The organism is Vibrio maerlii (assembly GCF_003415655.1).
Classification (GTDB): Bacteria; Pseudomonadota; Gammaproteobacteria; order Enterobacterales; family Vibrionaceae; genus Vibrio; species Vibrio maerlii.
The window spans coordinates 642347-668377 of the sequence record NZ_QRHC01000003.1; the positions used below are offsets into that span (position 1 = coordinate 642347).

The following is a 26031-nucleotide window of genomic DNA, read 5'->3' on the forward strand; positions in this document are numbered from 1 at the left end:
AAACGTTTTCCACACTAATTCCCGGCGTTTCGACTTAAGTTGTAATCAAGATTTACCCTTTTACATGTAACTCATACTGTTTTGGAATCTAACCTAAAACGAAAAGCAGAAATGAAAGCAATCTTAGGCACACTCGGTCTAGTTAGTGAACACTGCACACTAATAAGGAGTGGAACATGGTAGCCACATTGTCAAAATCACTTCATCACCCCGCCTTATTCTTCCTGTTATTTCTAATCCCTCTGTTATCCGTTTCTACGCAAGCGCAGATATTGGTGAATAACGGAAAACCCGCTCAGGTTATTGAGCTCTTTACCTCCGAAGGCTGCTCTAGTTGCCCACCAGCGGATAAGTACCTCAGCCAGTTTCAAAAAAGTGAAGCACTGTGGCAGGACTTTATCCCCCTTGCCTATCATGTCGATTATTGGGACTACTTAGGTTGGAAGGATAAGTTTGCAAGTAAAGCATTTAGCCAGAAGCAGCGCCTATATCGCGCCTACGGTGTGGTTGGTAGCGTCTATACTCCTGGTTTCGTGGTTGATGGCGATGAATGGCGTGGCTTCTTTCGTCGCAGTGCATTACCAAACCCACAATCAAAACAGAGCCCAGAACTTCGATTGGAAATAAAAGACTCGACCTATCAAGTCAACTATCAAGGAAAAGGTGACTATATTGCTCATATCGCCCTACTCGCTGTCGACAGATTTTCAGCGATTCGTAGTGGGGAGAATAGAGGTAAGAAATTAGAGCATGACTTTGTGGTACTTCATAACAGCCATCAGAACGGTGAGAAGCAATGGCAATTCAATATTTCAAATTCTAATCTAGTGGCCGAGCCTGATGCTGTTGCCGTATGGCTCACTAAGCCGAATCAATTTACGCCAGAGCAAACGGTTGCGGGCTGGTTGGAATAACTTAGAACACAAAAAGGGCTTGTAATTTGTTCGTTCAAACATAGAATAGACGTCTAGATGTAGAAACACCTACATACCTAAAAGAATTTAAAGAACTGGTGAACTGTGCGTTCTTCAGTCCAAACTGAATAAAAGTGGAGCTAACATGGCTAAGCACCTATTTACTTCTGAGTCAGTATCAGAAGGTCATCCAGATAAAATTGCAGACCAAATTTCTGACGCAGTACTTGATGCAATCCTAGAGCAAGACCCTAAAGCTCGTGTTGCATGTGAGACTTACGTTAAGACTGGCATGGTAATGGTTGGTGGTGAAATCACTACTTCAGCTTGGGTTGATATCGAAGAGCTAACTCGTCAAACCGTTCGCGAAATCGGCTACGTTCACTCTGACATGGGCTTCGACGCTGACTCTTGTGCTGTTCTAAACACAATCGGTAAGCAGTCTCCAGACATCAACCAAGGTGTTGATAAAGCTGACCCTAAAGAGCAAGGCGCAGGTGACCAAGGCATCATGTTCGGTTACGCAACGAACGAAACTGAAATCCTAATGCCAGCTCCTATCACTTACGCACACCGCCTTGTTGAAAAACAAGCTGAAGTTCGTAAGAGCGGCAAGCTAGACTTCCTACGTCCAGATGCAAAATCTCAGGTAACGTTCCAGTACGACCAAGGCAAGATCGTTGGTATCGACGCAGTTGTTCTTTCAACTCAACACTGTGATTCAGTATCGACTCCAGACCTGCGTGAAGCAGTAATGGAAGAGATCATCAAGCCAGTACTGCCTTCTGAATGGATCAACAAAGAGACTAACTTCTTCATCAACCCAACCGGCCGTTTCGTAATCGGTGGCCCAATGGGTGACTGTGGTCTAACAGGTCGTAAGATCATCGTTGATACCTACGGCGGCGCTGCTCGTCACGGTGGTGGTGCATTCTCTGGTAAAGATCCATCGAAAGTTGATCGCTCTGCTGCATACGCTGCACGTTACGTTGCGAAAAACATCGTTGCTGCTGGTATGGCTGACCGTTGTGAAATCCAACTTTCTTACGCTATCGGTGTTGCTGATCCAACATCTATCATGGTTGAAACGTTCGGTACTGAAAAAGTATCTCACGACATCATCGTTGAAGCAGTTCGTCAGAACTTCGACCTACGCCCATACGGTCTACAAGAAATGCTGAACCTTCTTCAGCCTATCTACCAGAAGACTGCGGCATACGGTCACTTCGGTCGTGAAGAGTTCCCATGGGAAGCGACAGACAAAGCAGCAATCCTACGCGACTTCGCTGGTATTAAATAATAGACGACGTTTTTTACTACTAGAAACAAGTTCTATCTATTCAAGCCCTTACCTTTTGGTAAGGGCTTTTTCTTTTTTAGTGGTTTGTAATTTCACCTATTCACATCAATAGTTATAAGGTTATCAATACCGCATATAGCCGAGTTCATAGCGATGAACTGAATCGATAAAAGAGCGGTATAAGCTGACAGATATAAAAATCAGCATTAACGGTGTGGTTTGGTCAGAAAATAGAAGTGAGACAAGATCTGCATCGGCATTTGCGCAGTCCTACATTAATAGACTGCTCCATTAGGACGAGAACTGATCAGGAGGATTTATGCCTCGTACCGTACAACCTGGTGACCTACACTCACCCAAAAAACAAAACCACACGGAATACGCGCGCACGATTGATTGCAACACACTAAGCGTATCCGCACCACTCCATTGGTTATCGCTTGGTTTACATGACTTCATCCGAATGCCAATTATCAGCATGTTTTACGGCGCATGTTTTACCGCAGCCGCTGTTGCTATTGTGCTGCTACTTCAATGGCAGGTAACACTTTCACACCTCGTTGTGATGCCAGCGCTAATAGTTTACATGTTAATTGGCCCCTTCCTCGCTCTCGGGCTTTACGATGCCAGTTGGGAGAGGGAAAAAGGCCATAGCCCAAGTTTACTCCACTCCATGAAAGCGATTGGCAGAAACTCGACCTCGCAGTGGGCCTTTGCCGTTATGCTTGCCGTCGCCATGATATTTTGGATGCGTATTGCAGCTCTGTTACACGCACTCTACCCTTCAGTCCAAGGTGCACCACTGCATGAATTTGCTCCATTTTTGATTATCGGTAGTGCGGTAGGACTTTTCCTGGCTTGTGCAATTTTCAGCATTTCAGCGTTCTCATTACCATTGATGATGGAACGTCGCGTCGATGTGATGACCGCTATTTTCTCAAGCTTCAATGCTGTGAAAAACAACATCGGTGCCATGGTAGTTTGGGCGGCTTTGATTGCCGGTGGTGTACTCATTGGCTTTGCGACCTACGGTGTTGGCATGTTCTTTACGATGCCACTTCTCGGGTATGCGACATGGCATGGTTACCACGCTGCAATCAAGAAAAAGCACACACCATAGGTTTGTTTCCTGGATAGCGGCATGCTCAAGGCCACTATTCCAAAGTGCTCCATGATGATAAGCTTGGCTCTAGATTTACCTAGAGCCTTTTTTCTGTGTCCAAAACCTCTTTCCCCACTGAGCTCCACCAGCAAGCAAAAGAAATCATTGCCAAGTGCCTCCAGCAAGCAAGCAAAGCCTTCAATCATCCATTTCCGTCGCCAACACTAAACTACAAGGTTCGTGGTAAGACGGCAGGTAAGGCTTATCTTCAGCTCAATGAGATTCGTCTCAACCCAAACCTTTTTGTTGAAAACTCGCAGGCTTTTCTCGAAGAGGTGATTCCACACGAGGTCGCTCATTTAGTCACTTACCAAGTTTACGGACGAGTACGCCCACATGGCAAAGAGTGGCAAGGCGTGATGAGTAGTGTCTTTGACATTGAACCAAGAACCACGCATTCCTTTGATGTTTCTAGCGTCAGTAAAAGCTTTGAGTACCAATGCGATTGCAACACCTACCCATTATCTGTGCGTCGACACAACAAGGTACTAAGAGGTCAATCTCAATATCGCTGCGCGCAGTGCCATCAGACACTCACTTTTACCGGGATTCAACTCAGCTAATGACTCTAGCTCTCTAGCTCTCTAGCTCTCTAGCTCTCTAGCTAAGCATGAGTCTAACGTTCTGCGACGAACAACAAATTTCTATGTAATACGCATGTTTATCATTCATAATGCTTTAAACCCCCCTTTTGCTGTGAGGAAAGAGCATGCGCGCATGGATTTCAGCGTCACTCATAACCCTAATCTCTGCCCCACTATTGGCGGCTCCCCCTTCTTCCTTTTCGAAAGCTAAAAGAGAAGCTGTAAAAATCTATGCCGACCATAACACCAGCTTTTACTGCGGATGTGATATTGAATGGCAAGGTAAGAAAGGCACTCCTAATCTAGAGTCTTGTGGCTATGAAGTTCGCAAACAGATTAAGCGAGCCAGCCGAATTGAATGGGAACATGTTGTTCCAGCCTGGCAGTTCGGCCACCAACGACAATGCTGGCAGGACGGCGGGAGAAAAAACTGCTCTAAAAATGACAAGGTTTTCCGACTAATGGAGGCAGATCTACATAATCTCACCCCTGCCATTGGGGAAGTTAACGGTGATCGCTCAAACTACAACTTCAGTCAATGGAACGGTGTTGATGGTGTGACCTATGGTCAGTGCGAAATGCAGGTGAATTTCAAGGGTCGCCGAGCGATGCCACCAGAGCGGGCACGTGGTGCGGTGGCACGTACCTACCTTTACATGAGTGATGAATATGGCTTTAAGCTCTCCAAACAACAAACCCAGTTGATGAATGCTTGGAACAACCAATATCCAGTAACCGAGTGGGAATGTACCCGTAATGATCGTATTGCCAAAGTCCAAGACAATCACAATCCATTCGTCTATCAAGCCTGTAAAGAGCGCTAAATCGACTATCGGAATAACTCATACCAATAAGAGCTAGGGCACCCTATTGATAATTCTCCCTAGCTCTTGTTTTTTAAGCCACTTGCATCCATGTTATACCCACTACATAAATTGTTCGGAACTCAAAACTCATGCGTATCCCTCGAATTCATCACCCTCAAACCATCGACCAGCTTGGCACTTTAGCATTAAGTGAAGATGCAGCCGGTCACGTAGGACGTGTTCTACGAATGAAAGAAGGCCAAGAGGTCCTCTTATTTGATGGTAGTGGTGCTGAATTTCCGGCAACGATTTCATCTGTTAGCAAGAAAAATGTTGAGGTAGAACTTAGTGAACGCATCGAGCGTAGCAGCGAATCGCCACTCGATATCCACTTAGGCCAGGTGATCTCACGTGGTGATAAAATGGAGTTCACTATTCAGAAATCAGTTGAGCTCGGCGTGAACACTATTACACCTCTTATCTCTGAGCGTTGTGGTGTCAAACTGGATCAAAAACGTTTTGAGAAGAAGCTTGCTCAATGGCAGAAGATTGCTATCGCAGCGTGTGAGCAATGTGGTCGTAATACGGTTCCTGTAATCCGTCCGATCATGCAATTAGAAGATTGGTGTGCAGAACAAACGGATGCACTTAAACTTAATCTACACCCACGCGCAAAGTACTCAATCAACACGCTACCAGAGCCTATGACCAAGGTTCGCCTCCTGATAGGCCCAGAAGGTGGGCTTTCAGCAGAAGAGATCGGCATGACCGAACAATATAAATTTGAAGAAACACTATTAGGCCCTCGCGTTCTACGTACCGAGACCGCAGCACTAACAGCAATTACAGCCCTTCAAGTCCGTTTTGGCGACTTAGGTTAGGAGAAGAAAGAATGATCAAACTAGGCATCGTGATGGACCCTATTCAATCCATCAACATCAAGAAAGATTCCAGCTTTGCAATGATGCTAGAAGCGCAACGCCGTGGATATGAAATCCACTATATGGAGATGAACGATCTTCACCTTGATCAAGGCGTGGCTGTAGCAGATACCAAGGTTGTTAGCCTAAAAGAAGATCCAAACGGTTGGTACGATTTTAAGTCAGAGCAAACCATCAAACTATCTGAGCTAGATGCAGTATTGATGCGTAAAGATCCTCCGTTCGATACTGAGTACATTTACGCGACCTACATCCTTGAGCGTGCAGAAGACGAAGGTACACTGATCGTCAACAAGCCTCAGAGCCTGCGTGACTGCAACGAGAAGCTATTTACTGCGTGGTTCCCTGAGCTAACACCAACCACCATCGTGACTCGCAAAGCAGAGAAGATCAAAGAGTTCCGAGAGAAACACGGTGACGTGATCCTTAAGCCGCTTGATGGTATGGGCGGTGCTTCAATCTTCCGAGTGAAAGAAGGTGATCCTAACGTATCAGTGATCATTGAAACATTAACAAACCACGGTCAAAACTACGCGATGGCGCAAACTTTCGTGCCAGACATCAGTAACGGCGACAAACGTATCTTGGTCGTTGATGGTGAGCCAATGCCATACTGCCTAGCGCGTATTCCAGCGAAAGGCGAAACACGTGGCAACTTAGCTGCAGGTGGTACGGGTGAAGCTCGTCCATTAAGTGATACAGATTGGAAGATCGCTCAAGCAGTAGCGCCTACACTTAAAGAGAAAGGCTTAATCTTTGTTGGCCTAGACGTTATCGGTGACAAGCTTACTGAAATTAACGTAACCAGCCCTACCTGTATCCGTGAAATCGAAGCGGCATTCGATGTATCTATCACAGGTAAATTAATGGATGCGATTGAAGCCCGCCTAGCAGCAGCCAAATAAGCGCATCAATCGGCATTTTCCAAGCCTAACCTGTGTTAGGCTTGCTATTCATCTTCTGCACAAGGATTGTTTATGAATCTCACCAATCATTTCCTCGTTGCAATGCCTGGTATGCAAGACCCGCGTTTTCAACGCTCCGTTATCTATGTGTGTGAACACAACGATGAAGGTGCGATGGGATTGATAATTAACGTGCCTATCGAAGTAACGGTAGGTGGTATGCTCAAGCAAGTCGATATCCAACCCGTTCACCCTCAGCTACATACTGAGAGCCTTGATAAGCCAGTGTTAAACGGTGGTCCTGTCTCTGAAGATCGCGGCTTTATCCTTCATAGACCTAAAGATCAATATCAATCCAGCATTCAAATGGCCGATCAAGTGACGGTAACGACCTCGAAGGATATCCTTTCAGTGCTGGGGACAGAGGCTGAGCCTGAGAGCTATATTGTAGCCCTTGGTTATTCAGGCTGGGAAGCTGGACAACTCGAGAACGAACTTGCTGACAACTCGTGGCTAACGATTGAAGCGGATCCAGAAGTGATATTTGACACACCATTGCAAGATCGCTGGGCGAAAGCAGTTGAGAAGCTAGGGATCAACCCCGCTCAACTCTCTTCAGAAGCGGGTCATGCATAAGCCATTCATTGGCGATTAGACGATAGGTTATTCAATGTCTAGAACTATCATGGGATTCGATTTTGGTACTAAGAGTATAGGTAGCGCAATCGGACAAGAAATCACTGGTACTGCTTCTCCTTTAAAAGCATTTAAGGCCAACGATGGTATTCCAAATTGGGATGATATCGAAAAGCAAATCAAAGAATGGCAACCCGACTTGATCGTCGTGGGCTATCCAACCGACTTGCATGGCAAAGCGCTCGCGGATATTACCCCTCGTGCGAAGAAGTTTGCTAACCGTCTACACGGACGATTTGGTTTACCGGTAGAAATGCACGACGAGCGCCTTTCAACCGCCGAAGCTCGCGCAGAGCTATTCGATATGGGCGGCTACAAAGCACTGTCGAAAGGAAACGTCGATAACCAGTCTGCCGTGGTTATCCTTGAAAGCTGGTTCGAAGCGCAGTACGGGTAAGTCGCTAGAAAAGTTAAGTTCCTAGTGCCTAGAAGTATATAATCTAGTAACTAGGAACTGACCAACTAGTAACTCTAGTCCATATCGATCTTTATCCCACTTAGCGCCCCACTCCCCACGGAGTCACCTCGTTTAGTCTTGAGCATCAAGCGAAGATCATTCGCAGAATCGGCACTGTGGTAAGCATCCTCTTCCGTGATCTTTCCTGCAACCACTAGGTCATATAACGATTGGTCGAAAGTCTTCATACCAATCTCTGTCGATTTCGCCATGGTTGCTTTCAATTCATGAAGCTCTCCGCGACGGATCAGATCCGATACTCGTGGGCTATTGAGTAAGATCTCAAACACACCGTGTCTACCATTTCCGTCTTTATCGCGGATCAACTGCTGGGCAACTACCCCACGTAGATTCATTGATAGATCAAACAAGAATTGCTCTTTCTGCTCTTTCGGCACCAAATGAAGAATACGCTCTAGTGCTTGGTTAGCATTGTTTGCATGCAACGTCGCCATACACAAGTGACCTGTCTCTGCGAAGGTCATCGCATACTCCATGGTCTCACGTGAACGAATCTCACCAATCAATATCATATCGGGCGCTTGGCGCAATGAGTTCTTGAGTGCAACTTCATAGCTCTCAGTATCTAGGCCTACTTCACGCTGTGTCACGATACATTGCTTGTGTGGATGCACGAACTCGATTGGATCTTCCACCGTTAAGATGTGACCTGTACGGTTTGCATTGCGATAGCCCGTCATTGCCGCCATTGAGGTTGATTTACCCGACCCCGTCGCACCAACCACCAACACCAAACCTCGTTTGGCGATGGATAGATCTTGCAGCACAGCGGGTAGACTCAAGTCCTCAAACGTAGGAATAACAGTCTCAATACGACGAATAACTGCACCAGGAAGCTCACGTTGATAAAACGCACTAACACGGTAGCGCCCGCTGTCTTGAACAACAGCAAAGTTTGATTCTCGTGTTTTACTGTATTCCTCGACACGTTCCTGATCCATCAATGAATGCAACAGGGTATGCACTTGGTCAGCATTAAGCTTGTCGCCATGAGGCTGCAACGAGCCATCAACACGATATAAGACCGGAGAATCTACCGTAATGTAGAGATCGGATGCTTTCAGGCTCACCATGTTGGTGAGGATAGATTTCATTTCCATGGATTAATCCTTTCGCTGAGCATTAGAACATTGAGCTTTCAACTTCAATCTTCTGCTGTACTTCTTCGATATCCACCAGCCCTTGAGCAATAAGCGACTTCGAGTTTTGTTCCATCGTCTGCATTCCATGAGCTGCGCCGGTTTGAATGATCGAGTACATCTGAGCCACTTTATCTTCACGGATCAAGTTGCGGATCGCAGGAGTACCCATCATGATTTCATGACAAGCAACACGACCACCACCAATACGCTTCAACAGTTTTTGTGCGATGACAGAACGCAACGATTCGGACAACATAGAGCGAACCATATCTTTATCACTGCCCGGGAAGACGTCGATAATACGATCAATGGTTTTTGCAGCAGAGCTAGTGTGTAGGGTACCAAACACCAAGTGACCGGTTTCGGCAGCCGTCAGCGCAAGACTGATGGTTTCTTGGTCTCGAAGCTCACCGACCAAAATGACATCAGGATCTTCACGCAGTGCTGAACGCAGCGCTGCTTTAAAGCTGTGCGTATCACGATGCACCTCACGTTGGTTGATCAAACACTTCTGGTTTTCATGCACAAATTCGATCGGATCTTCGATCGTCAAAATATGCTTGTTCTGATTACGATTGATGTGATCAACCATTGCCGCAAGCGTCGTCGATTTACCAGAACCAGTAGGACCAGTTACAAGAACCAAACCCTTCTCATAGTTGGCGATTTGCGAGAAGATCTCTGGGGCACCTAACTCTTCTAATGTTGGGATAACCGTAGGGATGGTTCGAAATACAGCAGAGCAGCCACGTGATTGATTAAATGCGTTAACACGGAAGCGTCCGACCTGTGGTAGCTCAAATGAGAAGTCGACTTCAAGCTTCTCTTCAAATTCACTGCGCTGCGCATCATTCATTATATCGAAGACATGCTTTTGCACATCTGAGTGGGTAAAAGCAGGAACACCGAGCTTTCTCACTTCGCCATCAATGCGAACCATTGGCGGAACCCCCGCAGAAAGATGTAGATCTGATGCATTATGCTTTACACTAAAATCCAGTAACTCAGCAATATCCATTTCATTTCCTTAAATAAGTATTGTATGGCTAGCATTCAACAGAACATTGAACACATCACCCAACAAATTAAAAGCTTCGAACAAAAGCACACTAGAGCACCGGGCTCAGTGCAGCTGCTCGCAGTCAGTAAAACTAAGCCTATCGAGGCCATCCTTGATGCGATCCATTCAGGTCAATGTACATTCGGTGAAAACTACGTTCAAGAAGGTATTGATAAGATTGAATACTTTTCAACACATCATGCTGATATTAACTTGGTATGGCACTTTATTGGCCCAATTCAATCGAACAAAACTCGCCCTATCGCAGAGAACTTCGACTGGGTTCACTCTATCGATAGAGCAAAAATAGCTCAGCGACTGAGTGACCAACGTCCAGAAGATAAAGAACCACTGCAAGTCCTTATTCAAGTAAACACCAGTAATGAAGCCTCTAAGTCGGGTATCGACAGCCAACAGGTTCTTGAACTGGCGGCGCAGATCAATGCACTACCAAACCTAACTCTGCGTGGGTTAATGTCGATACCAGCTAATGTTTCAGACTATCAATCACAACTTGACGCTTTCCAAAAATTAGCACAACTCAATACGCAACTCGCAACTCTATACCCAAGTGTAGACACTCTTTCGATGGGTATGAGCGGCGATATGGAAGCTGCCATTGAAGCTGGCTCTACCTGTGTGCGCATCGGTACCGCTATATTTGGTGCTAGAGACTACAGCACAAAGAATTAACGAACAGACTATAAAGTGAGCCCTGTGCTCGTTTTTGAATTAATGGACTAACAAATGACAACAATCACTCCTCGTAATATCGCCTTCATCGGTGCCGGTAACATGGTTCGCTCTATCGTGGCTGGCCTGGTTGGTAGCGGCTACCCCGCTGAGCACATCACTGCCACAGCGCCTTCGGAAACTCGCCGCCTACCGCTGGAACAAGACTATGGGATCAAAACCACCAGTGATAACGTTCAAGCAGCATCAAACGCCGACGTCGTTGTGCTTTCTGTAAAGCCGCAAATGATGGAAGATGTATGTAAGCCACTGCAAGCTATCGACTTTAATGGCAAGCTTGTTATCTCTATTGCCGCTGGTATCTGCGCTAAGCGCCTCAACGGAATGCTAGCCACTGAGCTAAACCTTGTACGCGTGATGCCAAATACGCCCTCTCTCATCAATAAAGGCATGAGTGGTCTATATGCTGTAGAAGCTGTTTCTCAACAAGACAGAGCATTTGCCGCAAGCTTAATGGAAGCGGTAGGCAAAGTGGCTTGGGTTGAACAAGAATCTGGGATCAACGGCATTATTGCTGCTGCAGGCAGTGCACCTGCTTACTTCTTCTTGTTTATGGAGGCTATGCAGCAAGAAGCGATTGCTCAAGGTTTTGATGCAGAAACCGCAAGAACATTGGTTCAACAATCAGCAATTGGTGCAGCAGAGATGGTTGCGGCAAATCCAGAAACCGATCTTGCGACACTACGAGCGCAAGTAACCTCTAAAGGCGGTACAACAGCGGAAGCGATTCGTACCTTCCAAGACAACCAGTTACCAGAGATTGTCTCTAAAGCAATGAAAGCTGCAGTATCTCGTGCAGAAGAAATGGAAAAATTGTTCTAATTTTCGTAATGTTGGAACATATTCAAGAATAAACAAACCATAAGGACTCACTATGAACTCAATGAGTTTTTTAGTCTCTACCCTGTTTGACCTCTACATCATGGTGGTGTTATTGAGAATCTGGCTGCAAGCAGCACGCGCTGACTTCTATAACCCATTCTCACAATTTATCGTCAAAGCAACGCAACCGGTTGTTGCACCGCTACGTCGCTTCATTCCATCTATCGGCAGTATAGACCTAGCAACGATACTGTTTGCTTATTTGCTGTGTGTGCTTAAGTTTGTAGCACTCGTAATGATCATCTCAAATGGACAGGCAGCTCTTGGTCTCGACTTCTTATTCTTAGGTGCACTATCGCTATTGAAAGCCGCTGGCGGACTTCTGTTCTGGGTATTATTGATCCGTGCAATTTTAAGCTGGGTTAGCCAAGGTCGTAGCCCTATCGAGTATGTTTTCCATCAACTCACTGAACCTATGCTTGCGCCAATTCGCCGCGTTCTACCAGCAATGGGTGGCTTTGATTTAAGCGTGTTGGTTCTATTTATTGGTTTGCAGTTCGCAAACTTCTTAATGGGCGATATCGTTGGCCAGATTTGGTACCAGCTATAATGGCTCAACCCGCCCAATATGATGGCGAAGATTTGATTCTTCGCCTTTATATTCAACCTAAGGCTAGCCGAGATAAGATTGTTGGGTTGCATGGTAATGAGGTTAAGGTCGCGATTACCGCCCCTCCCGTCGATGGTAAAGCCAATGCACACCTCACCAAGTATCTCGCCAAGCAATTTAAGGTAGCCAAGGGCGACTTTCATATTGAGAAAGGAGAGCTAGGAAGACACAAACAAGTCAGAATAGGCTCCCCAAAACAGATTCCAGAGATTATTAAAGCCATCCTATGATGGCTTTAATTTCATAGGGTCAATTGACTCTGATAATAAGGATATTCCAATGAAGCGTGTTCTCACTTTTATCTGCTCAGCATTTATGGCTATGTCTGCACATGCCGGACAGTTCAAGACTATCAAAGATGTAGAAGTTCACTACTCGACTTTTAATTCTACTTTCCTAACGCCTCAAGTGGCTCGAAGCTACAAGCTCAAACGAAATGGCTACTCTGCAGTGATCAACATTAGCGTTTTAGATAACTATCAAGCAGGTAAACCGGCCATCACTGCCGACATTTCTGGTAGTGCTAAGAACCTACTAGGTCAGAGTCGCGAGCTACAATTTAGAGAAATTACTGAGGGCAGTGCAATCTACTATATTGCTGAGTTCCCAGTCTCTGATGAAGAAAATCTTACCTTTGATATTGAGGTAAATGCTGGCAATAAAGGCGCTGGCACATTAAAGTTCACCCAAAAGTTTTATGTCGAAGAGTAATAGTCTGATCTTAGATTTGAGATTTGGATAAAAATAAAGGCCACATAATGGATAACAAAAGAATCGTTCTAGCGACGGGCAATCAAGGCAAAGTGCGTGAGATGTCAGACCTACTGTCAGACTTTGGTTTCGAGGTATTAGCTCAAAGCGAGTTCAACGTTTCAGAGGTTGCTGAAACAGGCACAACATTCATCGAGAATGCAATAATCAAAGCACGCCACGCAGCAAAAGAAACGGGACTCGCAGCGATTGCTGATGATTCAGGTTTAGAGATCGACTATCTAAAAGGTGCGCCTGGTATTTACTCAGCTCGATACTCTGGCGAAGGTGCAACGGATCAAAAGAATCTAGAAAAAGTGCTTAAAGAAATGGAAGGCGTTGATGAATCACTTCGTACTGCCCGCTTCCATTGTGTGCTAGTACTCATGCGCCATGAGAATGATCCAACCCCTATCGTTTGTCACGGTAAGTGGGAAGGTAGTATCCTTACTGAATCTCACGGTGAAAACGGCTTTGGCTACGACCCAATCTTCTTTGTTCCTGAAGATAGCTGCGCATCAGCAGAGCTAGAACCGGCACGAAAAAAGCAGCTTTCACACCGTGGTAAAGCACTCAAGCAACTGTTCGCTACCCTTTCAGAGCAGCAATAATCTATGACTTCTCTTGTTCCACCCGCTCTTAGCCTTTATGTACACATCCCATGGTGTGTACAGAAGTGTCCGTATTGTGATTTCAACTCTCACGCTTTAAAAACTGAGATCCCGGAAGAGCAATACATCAATGCTCTACTTGAAGATCTTGATACTGATATCGAGAAATACCAACTTGCCGACAACCCTCGTGAGCTCCATTCAATTTTTATTGGTGGAGGGACGCCAAGCCTAATCTCAGCAGAGGGGATTAGCGGTTTGCTGCAAGGCATCGAGTCTCGAATTCCATTTAAACAAAACATTGAGATCACTATGGAGGCCAACCCGGGTACCATCGAAGCAGAACGCTTTGCCGGTTATCGTATGGCTGGTGTAACACGTATTTCGGTTGGTGTTCAAAGCTTTGAACAAGAGAAGCTAGAAAGGCTTGGTCGTATTCATGGCAAAGATGAAGCGGTAAATGCGGCCAAACTGGCTCATAACGTTGGGCTCAACAGTTTCAATTTAGACCTTATGCATGGCTTACCCGACCAAACCATAGAACAAGCCCTCGATGATCTGGATAAAGCGATCGAACTTGCACCACCACACCTGTCTTGGTATCAGCTCACTATCGAGCCCAATACCATGTTCTACTACAAGCCTCCAACACTGCCTGACGACGACGACCTGTGGGATATCTTTGATGAAGGGCATAAGAAGCTGACTGAAGCGGGCTACGTGCAATATGAGATATCTGGTTATAGTAAGCCGGGTTATCAATGCCAGCATAACCTGAATTACTGGCGCTTTGGCGACTACCTTGGCATCGGCTGCGGCGCTGCTGGTAAGCTGAGCTTTGCCGATGGGCGCATCATTCGCACAACCAAGGTGAAACACCCTAGAGGGTACCTAGCAGCTTATCAGAACCTTACCAAGCCATACCTGCATACTGAGCAGAATGTAGAAAACATCGACCGACCATTCGAGTTCTTCATGAACCGCTTTCGTCTGATGGAGGCTTGTCCTAAACAAGACTTTATCGATACTACGGGGCTCGGCTTTGAAGCGATTGAAGAGACAATCAACTGGGCCATCGAAATGCACTACCTCAATGAGTCTGAGACCCACTGGCAAATTACCGAGAAAGGAAAGCTGTTCCTTAACGATTTGCTAGAGGCGTTTATGGTTGAAGAAGAGTAAAGAACCTAGAACCTAGAACCTAGAACCTAGAACCTAGAAGACAACTTTCTAGGATCTAGGACCTATAAACTAGGAACTTCTATCAAAATATCGAACGCCCAATTCTCTCAGAGAGCAATTCCAATACCTTAGTACCCGCTAACGAGTTGCCTGTTGCATCAAGCTCAGGAGACCAAACTGCGATCGTCATCTCTCCAGGTACGACAGCAACAATACCCCCACCAACACCCGATTTACCTGGCATACCAACTCGGTAGGCAAATTCACCTGACCCATCATACAAACCACAGGTCGCCAAAAGCGCGTTAAGCTGCTTTGACTGTGTGGTAGAAATAATCTGTTTACCCGTTTGAACTGAAACACCTTTGTTTGCTAAATAGCTGAAGGTTTTAGCTAAATCCACACAACTCATCTTTAATGCACAAGCATGGAAATAGTTATTGAGTACTGGGATAACATCGTTCTCAAAGTTACCAAATGAACGCATTAGATAAGCGATAGCGGCATTGCGATCACTGTGCATCATCTCAGAGGCTGCGACGATCTTGTCGTAGACGATATGTGTATCACCTGAAAGCTGACGTACAAACTCAAGCAAGCGTTGGCGTGGCGCCGATAAACGGCTGTGCAGCAGATCAGCCACAACAATCGCACCCGCATTAATGAAGGGGTTTCGTGGAATACCCTGCTCCATCTCAAGCTGGATCATTGAGTTAAACGCTTGACCAGATGGCTCTTTGCCAACTCGAGGCCAAATTTCTTCAGGCTTATAAAGCACCATCGCGAGGGTTAGGCTCAACACCTTGGAAATCGATTGAATGGAGAAAGCTTCATCTGCATCACCCGCTTTAAGCACCTGACCATCGTTGGTGTATACAGCTACTGCTAGCTTCTGGTTTGAGATTCTAGCAAGCGCGGGAATGTAATCAGCGACCTTTCCTTGGCCAATCAAGGGACGAACTTCGTCAAGAATGGACGTCAATATTTCTTCAGTGGGTTTCATCGCATAACCTTTTATTGTTGTTCTTTCATATCGCTCCTCTAAAGCAAAAATTAGTCTTTAGAGGAAAAAAAAGCCAACATTGCGATAAATGTTGGCTTCCTGTATGGCTAGGAGTTATTTAGTATTAGCTTATGCGCTTGTACTTAATATCCCATACACCGTGACCAAGGCGGTGGCCACGAGCTTCAAACTTAGTCAGTGGACGCTCATCTGGGCGAGGAATGTAGTCGCCGTCTTGAGCAATGTTCTCAAAACCAGGTGCCGTGTTCATCACTTCAATCATGTGCTCGGCGTAGTTTTCCCAGTCTGTAGCCATGTGGAAAATACCTGTTTCAAGCATCAGCTTGCCACGCACCATTTCAGCAAACTCAGCTTTAACAATACGGCGCTTATGGTGGCGAGCTTTATGCCATGGGTCAGGGAAAAATAACTGTAGTGTGTGCAAACTATCATTTGGAATCATGTGCTCAAATACTTCAACCGCATCATGGCACATTACGCGTAGGTTAGTGATGCCCACTTCACGAGCAGCCGCTAGACACGCACCAACACCAGGGCTGTGGACTTCGATACCAATGAAGTTCTTCTCTGGCGCATTTTTCGCCATTTCTACCAATGAAGCACCCATACCAAAGCCGATCTCAAGAACCACTGGGTTGTCGTTACCAAATACTTCTTGCCAGTTCAGTAACTCAGCATTGTAGTCGATACCCATTGTTGGCCAGCATTCATTCATCGCACTCTCTTGGCCTTTAGTTAAACGGCCTTCACGACGAACAAAACTACGGATCTTACGAACCAGTTTGCCATCTTCAGTATATTCGTTAGTGGTCACTTCACTCATTGATTTTGCCTGCACATTGATTAATCAAAGCGGGGATTATCCAAAGAATTGCCTTAGGTGCAAGTATTTCTATCGATAAAATCCACACAATTTGTCTGTTATATACCCAAAATAATTGGAGTTGCAGCGCGGCAACAAGCCAGTTCAGCCCTATGAGCATAGATATTCTATTTGATTAGGGTGAATTGGTGTAGTTAACAAAGCTGCGGCTTCAATTATGCAGGGTATACATCCATAGCTAACTATGATGCAATTCTGTTCCATAAAATAATAGCAAAGCATCGTGAAAATCGTGACTCCATTTGCCACCGCCATACTTGAATGGTACGACGCCTACGGGCGTAAAAGCCTGCCTTGGCAGCAAGATAAAACCGCTTACACTGTTTGGTTGTCAGAGATCATGCTGCAACAAACACAAGTAGCGACCGTTATCCCTTATTACCAGCGTTTTTTAGAGCGCTTTCCTACCGTTGCTAGCTTAGCTGCCGCTGAGCAAGACGAAGTACTACATCTTTGGACTGGCCTTGGCTATTACGCCCGAGCCCGCAACCTACACAAAGCCGCTAAGATAGTGGTAAGTGAACACAACGGTGAATTCCCTACCGATATCGAGCAACTCAATGCTTTACCAGGCATAGGGCGCTCTACCGCAGCCGCTATTCTTTCTTCGGTATATAAACAACCCCACGCGATTTTAGATGGCAATGTAAAACGTACCCTTGCTCGAGCGTTTTCTGTAGAAGGGTGGCCTGGGCAAAAGAAGGTTGAAAATCAACTCTGGGAACATGCTGAGCAACACACACCAATCAAGGATGTCGACAAATATAACCAGGCAATGATGGATATGGGGGCAATGGTGTGCACTCGCAGCAAGCCCAAGTGTACCCTCTGCCCAATTAGTAAATTGTGCAGCTCTTACAGGCATGGCAATCCACTCGATTACCCTGGGAAGAAGCCAAAGAAAGAAAAACCGGTAAAAGAGACTTGGTTCATTATCCTTATTCACGAAGGTAAAGTATGGCTAGAGCAGCGACCACAGAGCGGCATCTGGGGTGGGCTATTCTGTTTCCCACAATCAGAAAATGCTGAGATCGACCACGAGTTGGATAGTCGTTCTATTAGTGAAAACCAGCAGCATCAAAGAGATACGCTAATTGCATTTAGGCATACTTTTAGCCACTACCACTTAGACATCACCCCTATCGTTGTGCAATTGTCGCAACAACCTCATTTGATAATGGAAGGAACCAAGGGTCTTTGGTATAACTTAAAGCAACCAGAAGAAATCGGTCTAGCAGCGCCAGTTAAACTGTTGCTAGAAGCATTACCAGCCGAACTTCAATTGAAATTATAAGGAATCACTATGAGCCGCACTGTATTTTGCGCACGCCTACAGAAAGAAGCTGACGGTCTAGACTTTCAACTATACCCGGGTGAGCTTGGCAAACGCATCTTTGACAACATCAGTAAAGAAGCTTGGGGCCAATGGCAAAGCAAGCAAACCATGCTGATCAATGAGAAGAAGCTCAACATGATGGATCCTGAACATCGCAAGCTATTAGAACAAGAGATGGTGAACTTCCTATTCGAAGGTAAAGACGTCATCATCGAAGGCTACACGCCACCAAGCGAGTAATCCTAATTCAGTTCAAATGGCATCTTTATGGGTGCCATTTTTATTTTCCAATCTTTATCAATAGTTTGGCACTTTCCTCGAAACATGAAGAAACTACTCTACTTTTTTATCTCTTTGACGTTGGTTGGTTGTAGCCGTGAGTTCATTGAGAGTATCTATGATGTCAATTACGAGCCAACCAACCGATTTGCGAAGAACCTTGCTGAGCTTCCAGGCCAATTTCAGAAAGATACCGCGGCACTAGATTCACTGATCAATAGCTTCTCTGGCAACATTCAAAAGAGGTGGGGCTCTAATGAGATCAAAATGGCCGGTAAGAGCAACTATGTTAAGTACATAGACAACTACTTAAGTCGTTCAGAAGTGAATTTTAGTAAAGGGCAAATCATCGTAGAGACCGTCTCTCCCACCGATCCCCAAGCACACCTAAAAAATGCCATCATGACGACCTTGCTTACTCCTGATGACCCTGCGAACGTTGACCTATTTTCATCGAAAAACATCGAACTAAAAGGCCAGCCTTTCTTATACAAGCAAGTTGTCGACCAAGATAAGCAGCCTATTCAATGGTCTTGGCGTGCAAATCGCTTTGCTGATTATTTGATCGCAAATCACCTAAAAACAAAGGAAGTCGATTTTAAGAAAGCCTATTACGTTGAGATCCCGATGGTACAAGATCACGCCTCTCAACGAAGCTACAAGTATGCTGATATCGTTCGTCGTGCATCGAAGCGTTATGACATACCTGAAGACCTTATCTACGCCATTATTAAGACCGAAAGTAGTTTCAACCCATACGCGGTCAGCTGGGCTAATGCCTATGGCCTGATGCAGGTCGTACCCAAAACAGCAGGTAAAGATGTATTTAAGCTCGTGAAAAATAAATCGGGCCAGCCGACTCCAGAGTATCTATTTGACCCTGAAAAGAACATCGATACTGGTACCGCATACTTCTACATTTTGAAGAATCGATACCTTAAATCCGTAAATCATCCCCTCTCACTTGAGTACAGTATGATTTCAGCATACAACGGTGGTACAGGCGGTGTACTCAATACATTTGATAGAAATAGCCGCTCTAATGCGATGTCTCGGCTCAATTCACTACAACCAAACCAAGTTTATTGGGCATTAACTAATAAACACTCAAATGCGGAAGCTCGTCGCTACCTAGAAAAAGTAACCAAATTCAAGAAAGACTTTAACAACGGTAAGACTTAACGGTAACTTTTGCTCACTTTATCTACGAACGACATGTTTTTTCACTTTTTTTGAAAAAACATGTTGACGGTAGACGCTAAAATCCGTTTAATACGCTCCGTCGCCCGGATAGCTCAGTCGGTAGAGCAGAGGATTGAAAATCCTCGTGTCGGTGGTTCGATTCCGCCTCCGGGCACCACAATTTATTTTGTTGGTGTCTTAGACATCAGCGAACACGCAAAGAATATTAGTGTGCCGACTTAGCTCAGTAGGTAGAGCAACTGACTTGTAATCAGTAGGTCACCAGTTCGATTCCGGTAGTCGGCACCATTCTTTTGCCTCGATAGCTCAGTCGGTAGAGCAGAGGATTGAAAATCCTCGTGTCGGTGGTTCGATTCCGCCTCGAGGCACCATTATTTGGTGCTTATCTCAATAAGAGATGACACAAATAATTCCCCCTTAGTTCAGTTGGTAGAACGGCGGACTGTTAATCCGTATGTCGCAGGTTCGAGTCCCGCAGGGGGAGCCACTTTAGAAAAACCTCATCATCTGATGAGGTTTTTTCGCATCTAATGCTCCTGCTTTGTGCCAAAGCAATGTCTCAGACCTAGCCGACCGCGTTGAGTCTCGCAGAGAGAGCCACATTCAAGAAGCCAAGTCGAAAGACTTGGCTTCTTTCGTTTCTGCAAGCCTTACCTTCATACTGAGCTTTGCATCGCACTTTCAAAGTCGAACAACTTCATATCTATCCCCTACCATAGAAACTGCCCCTACCCTTAATTAGTATTTTCTAATCAATAAAACTTTCCATTATTGCGCCGACATCACACTTTACGATATAAAGTACGGATAACTATTGCCGATACATAATCAACGGTATTAACATTTTTATTAATTCACGGAAGAAATTAAGTAAGATTTGCTAATTTTACTAATGACCGAAGCACTAATTGTGGAGATAGGGTCACATGAAACTCAAAACTCAATCTTATGTACTATCAGCAATCATTGTCACTGCATTATTAGCGATGACGATGACAGGTCTTTGGACTCTAAGAGTTGCTAGTAACATTGATAACAAAGCTCGCGTTACCGAGCTATTCAGTAGTGCTTACAGCATTCTGACTGAAGTCGAAAAAATGGCGATAGAAGGTACGCTAGAAGAAGATGAAGCGAAGGCATTAGCTACCCGCCTGCTTCGTAACAACATCTATAAGAATAACGAATACGTGTATGTTGCAGATGAGAACATGATTTTCGTTGCAGCACCTCTTGATCCTCAATTACACGGTACAAGCTTCCATGACTTCAAAGACGCTAGTGGCAAGAGTGTTGCTGACATTTTACTACGAGCACTAGGCTCTTCCCGTGGTCAGTTAGTTGAGTACGAGTGGTCTTCTGCTTACCCAGACGGGTCAGGTCGAGTAGACGAGAAGTTGTCGATTGCTGAACGAAGCCCTCATTGGGGCTGGGTTGTAGGAACCGGTATCGGCTATGACGAAGTTAACGCACGCTTCTGGTCGACGGCTCAATGGCAATTGTTACTGACTGGCATCATTGCTCTATCGATCTTAGGCCTGCTCTTATTCTCTCTGAAGCGCATCCTAAACATCGTAGGTGGTGAGCCTCGTGACGTACGTAAAGCAGTTCAAGCGGTTGCTGCTGGTAAGGTACAGCGCCAATTTGATACTAAAGCACCAAAAGAAAGCATCTACTTTGCTGTACAAGAGATGAGTGGCTCACTAGCAGACCTTATCAAGAAGCTTGAGTCTTCAATGCATGCGATGCACAACGAAATGCAGCAAGTCGAATCACGAACACAGCAAGCATCACAGTTGACTCAATCACAGCAACAATCGACAGAGATGATCGCTGCGGCCGTAACAGAAATGGCCTCTTCGGCAACTCAAGTTGCACATTCAGCGTCAGATGCAGCAAACAACACCGACGAGGCTGATCGCCAAAGCGTAACAACCAATGCTCTTATCAACCAAACCGTTGATAATATCCAAGGCTTGGCAGTACAGCTAAACACAGCCAGTGAAGCCGTCGCTAATCTAGATACAGAAGTGAACAACATCGTTAAGGTTCTGGATGTGATTGGAGATATTGCCGAACAAACTAACTTACTCGCTCTTAACGCCGCTATTGAAGCCGCTCGAGCGGGTGAACAAGGTCGTGGTTTTGCCGTGGTTGCAGATGAGGTTCGTAACCTAGCAGGACGCACACAGGGCAGCACTAAAGAGATTCAAAATATGATCTCGAACCTGCAGGAAGGGTCACGCCATGCGATATCTACTATGGAGATCTGTGCTGAGACGAGTTCTAACACTGTTAGTGAGTCACAGAAGGCCTCAGAGTCCCTACAGCACATCGTAGAGTCATTGAATGTTATCTCTAGTATGAACCATCAAATTGCAACATCTGCGGCAGAACAGACCCAAGTGAGTGATGATATCGCACAGCGAGTTAATATGATTGAAGAGAGCGGCAGCCAATTGAACTCAGTGGTGATTGATAGTCACAACAGTACTCAGGTGTTAGCTAACTTATCTAGTGAGCTAGAATCTTGGGTTGCGAAGTTTGAAATTAAGAAATAGTTAAAAAACCGCTTAAAGCAAATCTATGAAAAGCACGTTTTACAACGTGCTTTTTTGTTTCTCAACACTTTTGACGCCATTAAACCGCTGCTTTTTATCTAGAAGATCCCCTCTGAATCTACTCTCATAGTGGTTAAATGGATAAAAACACCGCATTAAGTATAGAAAAACAACAAACAATAATTTTTTTGCAATTTAGTGTTGACCTCAAACGCGAAAAACCGTTTAATACACCTCGTCGCCCGGATAGCTCAGTCGGTAGAGCAGAGGATTGAAAATCCTCGTGTCGGTGGTTCGATTCCGCCTCCGGGCACCACAATTTTCTTGTTGGTGTCTAGAAGACAACAGCAATAAAGCATGAAGAAATAAATCAGTGCCGACTTAGCTCAGTAGGTAGAGCAACTGACTTGTAATCAGTAGGTCACCAGTTCGATTCCGGTAGTCGGCACCATTTCTTTCAAGCTTAAAGAATAATTCCCCCTTAGTTCAGTTGGTAGAACGGCGGACTGTTAATCCGTATGTCGCAGGTTCGAGTCCCGCAGGGGGAGCCACATTTAGTGTGCCGACTTAGCTCAGTAGGTAGAGCAACTGACTTGTAATCAGTAGGTCACCAGTTCGATTCCGGTAGTCGGCACCATTTATATTATTGAGAAGTTTTATCTTCTTAAATAATTCCCCCTTAGTTCAGTTGGTAGAACGGCGGACTGTTAATCCGTATGTCGCAGGTTCGAGTCCCGCAGGGGGAGCCATTTTAGAAAAAGCCTCATCACTTGATGAGGCTTTTTCGTATCTAATGCTCCTGCTTTGTGCCAAAGCAATGTCTCAGACCTAGCCGCCGGGTTTATTTCCACGGGGAGAGCCAAATTAGAGAAAGTCTCATTATTTGATGAGCCTTTGCCGTATCTCCACCTAATTGACCCCAAACCATTTCAAGATACTCATTGAGCAATAGAGTGCTTAGTTAAGTAATTTTGAGCTTGTTCCTTTCCCATATATTTAGCGAGTGTCCTTGGCTCGACCTTTCGTAAGTCAACCACAATAAGTCCATCTAAGGCATTATTGAAATCAGGGTCAACATTAAAGCAGACCAGTTTCCCATTCAGCCCTAAATACTGCTTGAGAAGCACTGGAATCGTTTTTCCCTGATCGATACGGCTTATGAGGCGAGAAAGCAACTGTAAGTCCTTTAAAGCTCTTAGAGAAGCACTTTCAAGAAGGGAAGTTTTAATTTCTAACGGAGTTGAAGAGGTAACCTGCTGTGCTAAGTCACCATCATAATAGTGGGTCATCATTGCTTCGGTAAGCAGTTGTCGCACTTGGTCACTATAATCGTTACTAATACTAACAGGCCCAAATAGATGGGTATAATCAGGGTTCTTAGCGGCAAATGTTGCAATGCCTTTCCAAAGTAGAAGTAACGCGTTTGCGCTTTTTTGATAAGGTTTTGAAACGACCGAGCGACCTACTTCTATCGCTTTACCACTCAGCTTATTAATAAAGCGATGATCAAACTGGAACAGACTCCTTGAGTACAGTGATTCAATCCCACCTTGAGCCAAGATCTCATCAACTAAACCAAGTCGATATGCGCCCACGATTGCTTTGCTTTTATGATCCCAGATAAAAAGATGCTGGTAGCTTTGATCAAACTTATCGAGATCTACCGCATTTCCTGTTCCTTCACCAACCTCTCGAAAGTTCGTCTCTCGTATTCGGCCAATTTCGATTAAAAGATTAGGAATACTCTTAGCACAGGCACAATAAACACTATATTCCCCACTCGATACAAGCAACGACTCAGCAGATAAAGAATTAATGTCTTTTAACAGCAATGAGGTCTCGATAGGTGCTATCACTTCATCTAATGCAAATTCATGAGAGTTTTGATCTTTAATACAAGCTAGCTCTCCTTTATCTTCCAATAAATAGGTATTGAGACGTAAGTAGTCAACCAACTCTCTATCACTCAAGTTACGAATCTCTTGATACTTTATAAGGCTACCTACCTTGAGATTAATAACTTTTTCACGCTTGTTTATTAATTCTCTTCCTAGCATTAAAGTTCTTAATATGGGATGTAGTTTCCCTGCTTGGTAAAAGTGCTTGGAGTTTCGGCCTTCTATATAAATGGGAACACAACTGGCTTTACTTCGTTGAATCAGAGAAGCGACAGAACGAGACCACTTTTTATCGCGTAATAATTTAGGACGCTTCGAAGAAAGAGTTGAAACCTCACCAGCTGGGAAGACCAATAGACATCCTCCATGTTTCAAATGCTGATGTGCCTCTCTAAGTGCCTTGGTATTTGTATTAGTCGACTGAGCACCATCAAATACATCGATGCCTATAAACAAATCAGAAAGCTCAGGTACTGACTTTAGGAACTGATTTGCTAACACCTTTACGTCAGATCTGTGATTTAGTAATAGTTCAGCCAAAACCACCCCCTCAATACAACCTAACGGGTGATTAGCAACAATAACAGTTGAACCGACCTTAGGAACAGTCTCAGCATCACCACACACAACTTCATAGCCTATCCCTAACTTCTCTAACACAAAGCTAAGGAACTCCTTTGTCGATAAATTATCTGGTCGGCATTGATAGTGTTCATCTAGAGTAGATAAGCCTGTAACGAGCTCTGTGATAGATTCAAAAAAACGAAAAGGGGTACGTTTAGGAAGACGAAAAGGGCTAGTGGTATGTGAAAGCATCCTACTTTCCTCGAAGTATAAGAATCGAGAACTTAAAGTAGAAGGTAGGTATTTCAGTTCGGCGTCAATTTAATGAGATTTGGGTGACAATGGTATTTGTATGAGCTTTATTGAGGGTTTCTAGTCAGTAACAGAGTAGTTTGATTGGTATTTGAGTAGAGGTCGGTTCTATTGAACATGCCTACATCGTCAGAGAGCTAGAGAGCTAGAGAGCTAGAGAGCTAGAGAGCTAGAGAGCTAGAGAGCTAGAGAGCTAGAGAGCTAGAGAGCTAGAGAGCTAGAGAGCTAGAGAGCTAGAGAGCTAGAGAGCTAGAGAGCTAGAGAGCTAATAGATTTTGAGGGGAGAGGCGAGCTTGTCAACCATTGTGCGATTGAAGATACGACTCTAGATATCCAGCTTTCTAAAAGCGAAGCGTTCTATAGGGCGAAGTCCGTACTAACGTCTCAGCGCCTAAACGCAAGAAAGCCTCAGCATTTCTGCTGAGGCTTCTCAATAAGTGGCGGAATGGCCGGGCTTGCGCTCAAGCGGCACTTCCTAAACACCTTGAGAGCGACACGTCCCCCGGCGTGATAGGCCGCGTTCTTTTAAACATAGCCTAACCAACTGAACTACCACTCTCTAGTGGTGAGAGTTAATTTTACCTTGCTCCAAATGCAAGAAAGCCTCAGCATTTCTGCTGAGGCTTCTTAATAAGTGGCGGAGTGGACGGGACTCGAACCCGCGACCCCCGGCGTGACAGGCCGGTATTCTAACCAACTGAACTACCACTCCGCAGTGGCTTACTTGCTATTAAGCAAGTGTCCATAATTTAAAGCCTGGCGATGACCTACTCTCACATGGGGAAGCCCCACACTACCATCGGCGCTGTTGCGTTTCACTTCTGAGTTCGGCATGGAATCAGGTGGGTCCACAACGCTATGGTCGCCAAGCAAATTCTTTAATTCGGAAAGCTGTTTTTAAGTTCTTAATTCACACAATCAAGTTTCGTTCTTGCTTTGAGTCCATCAAAACCCCTTGGGTGTTGTATGGTTAAGCCTCACGGGCAATTAGTACAGGTTAGCTCAACGCCTCACAACGCTTACACACCCTGCCTATCAACGTTCTAGTCTCGAACAACCCTTTAGGACACTTAAAGTGCCAGGGAAGACTCATCTCAGGGCTCGCTTCCCGCTTAGATGCTTTCAGCGGTTATCGATTCCGAACTTAGCTACCGGGCAATGCCATTGGCATGACAACCCGAACACCAGAGGTTCGTCC

Annotated in this window: 26 protein-coding genes, 10 tRNA genes and 2 rRNA genes; 30 read left to right on the forward strand and 8 right to left on the reverse strand. The window is 45.1% G+C overall.

The features are described 5' to 3' along the window. Positions 1–188: 188 nt before the first annotated feature. From DPF91_RS07305 to ruvX, 9 genes are all read left to right on the forward strand, one after another. The gene (locus tag DPF91_RS07305; RefSeq protein ID WP_206355547.1) at positions 189–914 is read left to right on the forward strand and encodes a DUF1223 domain-containing protein; all 726 of its coding nucleotides are present in this window, start codon (positions 189–191) and stop codon (positions 912–914) included. A 145-nt stretch (positions 915–1059) separates the two neighbouring features. Continuing rightward, complete coding sequence (gene metK, locus DPF91_RS07310) at positions 1060–2214, forward strand: methionine adenosyltransferase (protein ID WP_117233757.1); 1155 nt, start codon at positions 1060–1062, stop codon at positions 2212–2214. A 319-nt stretch (positions 2215–2533) separates the two neighbouring features. Then, positions 2534–3334, forward strand: a complete 801-nt coding sequence (locus DPF91_RS07315; RefSeq protein WP_117233758.1) for a DUF2189 domain-containing protein — start codon at positions 2534–2536, stop codon at positions 3332–3334. A 95-nt stretch (positions 3335–3429) separates the two neighbouring features. Beyond that, entirely contained in the window at positions 3430–3939 is a 510-nt protein-coding gene (locus tag DPF91_RS07320; protein ID WP_117233759.1) for a SprT family zinc-dependent metalloprotease, read from the forward strand. A gap of 146 nt (positions 3940–4085) precedes the next feature. After that, positions 4086–4784 (forward strand): deoxyribonuclease I, encoded by a 699-nt coding sequence (endA, locus tag DPF91_RS07325; RefSeq protein WP_117233760.1) that lies wholly within the window; start codon positions 4086–4088, stop codon positions 4782–4784. A gap of 131 nt (positions 4785–4915) precedes the next feature. After that, the gene (rsmE, locus tag DPF91_RS07330; protein WP_117233761.1) at positions 4916–5647 is read left to right on the forward strand and encodes a 16S rRNA (uracil(1498)-N(3))-methyltransferase; all 732 of its coding nucleotides are present in this window, start codon (positions 4916–4918) and stop codon (positions 5645–5647) included. 11 nt (positions 5648–5658) lie between these two features. Then, complete coding sequence (gshB, locus tag DPF91_RS07335; protein WP_117233762.1) at positions 5659–6612, forward strand: glutathione synthase; 954 nt, start codon at positions 5659–5661, stop codon at positions 6610–6612. A gap of 72 nt (positions 6613–6684) precedes the next feature. After that, positions 6685–7248 carry a YqgE/AlgH family protein gene (locus DPF91_RS07340; RefSeq protein WP_117233763.1) on the forward strand — a complete coding sequence of 188 codons (564 nt, stop codon included), beginning with the start codon at positions 6685–6687 and terminating at the stop codon, positions 7246–7248. Positions 7249–7282: 34 nt separating this feature from the next. Continuing rightward, a complete protein-coding gene (gene ruvX, locus DPF91_RS07345) occupies positions 7283–7705 on the forward strand; it encodes a Holliday junction resolvase RuvX (protein WP_117233764.1) in 423 nt (140 codons plus the stop codon). Positions 7706–7779: 74 nt separating this feature from the next. On the opposite strand, the gene DPF91_RS07350 is transcribed toward ruvX, so the two are convergent. Beyond that, positions 7780–8886: a PilT/PilU family type 4a pilus ATPase gene (locus DPF91_RS07350; RefSeq protein WP_117233765.1), complete on the reverse strand. Its 1107-nt coding sequence runs from the start codon at positions 8884–8886 to the stop codon at positions 7780–7782. A gap of 22 nt (positions 8887–8908) precedes the next feature. Next, positions 8909–9946 (reverse strand): type IV pilus twitching motility protein PilT, encoded by a 1038-nt coding sequence (locus DPF91_RS07355; protein ID WP_117233766.1) that lies wholly within the window; start codon positions 9944–9946, stop codon positions 8909–8911. A gap of 24 nt (positions 9947–9970) precedes the next feature. Here DPF91_RS07355 and DPF91_RS07360 point away from each other — a divergent pair, with 24 nt between their 5' ends. The 7 genes from DPF91_RS07360 (at position 9971) to hemW (ending at position 14776) form a co-directional block, all read left to right on the forward strand. Further along, positions 9971–10681 carry a YggS family pyridoxal phosphate-dependent enzyme gene (locus DPF91_RS07360; protein ID WP_117233767.1) on the forward strand — a complete coding sequence of 237 codons (711 nt, stop codon included), beginning with the start codon at positions 9971–9973 and terminating at the stop codon, positions 10679–10681. Positions 10682–10744: 63 nt separating this feature from the next. Continuing rightward, the gene (gene proC / locus DPF91_RS07365; RefSeq protein WP_117233802.1) at positions 10745–11563 is read left to right on the forward strand and encodes a pyrroline-5-carboxylate reductase; all 819 of its coding nucleotides are present in this window, start codon (positions 10745–10747) and stop codon (positions 11561–11563) included. A gap of 52 nt (positions 11564–11615) precedes the next feature. Then, the gene (locus DPF91_RS07370) at positions 11616–12173 is read left to right on the forward strand and encodes a YggT family protein (RefSeq protein ID WP_117233768.1); all 558 of its coding nucleotides are present in this window, start codon (positions 11616–11618) and stop codon (positions 12171–12173) included. Further along, entirely contained in the window at positions 12173–12463 is a 291-nt protein-coding gene (gene yggU, locus DPF91_RS07375; protein ID WP_117233769.1) for a DUF167 family protein YggU, read from the forward strand. Before DPF91_RS07370 ends, yggU begins: the two co-directional genes overlap by 1 nt. A gap of 49 nt (positions 12464–12512) precedes the next feature. Continuing rightward, positions 12513–12944, forward strand: coding sequence for a DUF4426 domain-containing protein (locus DPF91_RS07380; RefSeq protein ID WP_117233770.1), 432 nt, complete (start codon positions 12513–12515; stop codon positions 12942–12944). Positions 12945–12991: 47 nt separating this feature from the next. Further along, positions 12992–13594, forward strand: a complete 603-nt coding sequence (locus tag DPF91_RS07385) for an XTP/dITP diphosphatase (protein ID WP_117233771.1) — start codon at positions 12992–12994, stop codon at positions 13592–13594. A gap of 3 nt (positions 13595–13597) precedes the next feature. Beyond that, positions 13598–14776: a radical SAM family heme chaperone HemW gene (gene hemW, locus DPF91_RS07390; RefSeq protein ID WP_117233772.1), complete on the forward strand. Its 1179-nt coding sequence runs from the start codon at positions 13598–13600 to the stop codon at positions 14774–14776. Positions 14777–14858: 82 nt separating this feature from the next. Here the strand turns inward: hemW and glsB are convergent, their stop codons facing one another. Next, on the reverse strand, positions 14859–15779 hold the full coding sequence (gene glsB / locus DPF91_RS07395) for a glutaminase B (protein ID WP_117233773.1): 921 nt from the start codon (positions 15777–15779) through the stop codon (positions 14859–14861). A gap of 124 nt (positions 15780–15903) precedes the next feature. Beyond that, positions 15904–16623, reverse strand: a complete 720-nt coding sequence (gene trmB, locus DPF91_RS07400; RefSeq protein ID WP_117233774.1) for a tRNA (guanosine(46)-N7)-methyltransferase TrmB — start codon at positions 16621–16623, stop codon at positions 15904–15906. Positions 16624–16915: 292 nt separating this feature from the next. Between trmB and mutY the strand changes: the two genes are divergently transcribed. The 14 genes from mutY (at position 16916) to DPF91_RS07465 (ending at position 22808) form a co-directional block, all read left to right on the forward strand. Beyond that, entirely contained in the window at positions 16916–17977 is a 1062-nt protein-coding gene (gene mutY / locus DPF91_RS07405; protein ID WP_117233803.1) for an A/G-specific adenine glycosylase, read from the forward strand. Positions 17978–17986: 9 nt separating this feature from the next. Continuing rightward, positions 17987–18259, forward strand: a complete 273-nt coding sequence (locus tag DPF91_RS07410; RefSeq protein WP_117233775.1) for an oxidative damage protection protein — start codon at positions 17987–17989, stop codon at positions 18257–18259. Between the two features lie 84 nt (positions 18260–18343). Then, complete coding sequence (mltC, locus tag DPF91_RS07415) at positions 18344–19480, forward strand: membrane-bound lytic murein transglycosylase MltC (RefSeq protein ID WP_117233804.1); 1137 nt, start codon at positions 18344–18346, stop codon at positions 19478–19480. A gap of 102 nt (positions 19481–19582) precedes the next feature. After that, positions 19583–19658, forward strand: a tRNA-Phe gene (locus DPF91_RS07420). Positions 19659–19713: 55 nt separating this feature from the next. Next, positions 19714–19789, forward strand: a tRNA-Thr gene (locus DPF91_RS07425). 7 nt (positions 19790–19796) lie between these two features. Further along, positions 19797–19872 (forward strand) — tRNA-Phe (locus DPF91_RS07430). A gap of 40 nt (positions 19873–19912) precedes the next feature. After that, positions 19913–19988, forward strand: a tRNA-Asn gene (locus DPF91_RS07435). A 439-nt stretch (positions 19989–20427) separates the two neighbouring features. Then, a complete protein-coding gene (locus DPF91_RS07440; RefSeq protein WP_117233776.1) occupies positions 20428–22059 on the forward strand; it encodes a methyl-accepting chemotaxis protein in 1632 nt (543 codons plus the stop codon). A gap of 137 nt (positions 22060–22196) precedes the next feature. Beyond that, positions 22197–22334, forward strand: coding sequence for a hypothetical protein (locus tag DPF91_RS22030; RefSeq protein WP_164684066.1), 138 nt, complete (start codon positions 22197–22199; stop codon positions 22332–22334). After that, positions 22300–22375 (forward strand) — tRNA-Phe (locus DPF91_RS07445). The genes DPF91_RS22030 and DPF91_RS07445 overlap by 35 nt, the downstream gene beginning before the upstream one ends. Positions 22376–22434: 59 nt before the next feature. Next, positions 22435–22510, forward strand: a tRNA-Thr gene (locus DPF91_RS07450). 24 nt (positions 22511–22534) lie between these two features. Then, a tRNA-Asn gene (locus DPF91_RS07455) sits at positions 22535–22610 on the forward strand. A gap of 10 nt (positions 22611–22620) precedes the next feature. After that, positions 22621–22696 (forward strand) — tRNA-Thr (locus DPF91_RS07460). A gap of 36 nt (positions 22697–22732) precedes the next feature. After that, positions 22733–22808, forward strand: a tRNA-Asn gene (locus tag DPF91_RS07465). Between the two features lie 189 nt (positions 22809–22997). Here DPF91_RS07465 and DPF91_RS07470 read toward each other — a convergent pair. The 4 genes from DPF91_RS07470 to DPF91_RS07485 all read right to left on the reverse strand — a co-directional run. Beyond that, positions 22998–24773, reverse strand: coding sequence for a lysophospholipid acyltransferase family protein (locus DPF91_RS07470; RefSeq protein ID WP_117233777.1), 1776 nt, complete (start codon positions 24771–24773; stop codon positions 22998–23000). A gap of 695 nt (positions 24774–25468) precedes the next feature. Next, positions 25469–25545 (reverse strand) — tRNA-Asp (locus tag DPF91_RS07475). A gap of 42 nt (positions 25546–25587) precedes the next feature. Beyond that, positions 25588–25703 (reverse strand): 5S ribosomal RNA (gene rrf / locus DPF91_RS07480). A 96-nt stretch (positions 25704–25799) separates the two neighbouring features. Continuing rightward, a 23S ribosomal RNA gene (locus DPF91_RS07485) occupies positions 25800–26031 on the reverse strand; the annotation flags it as partial.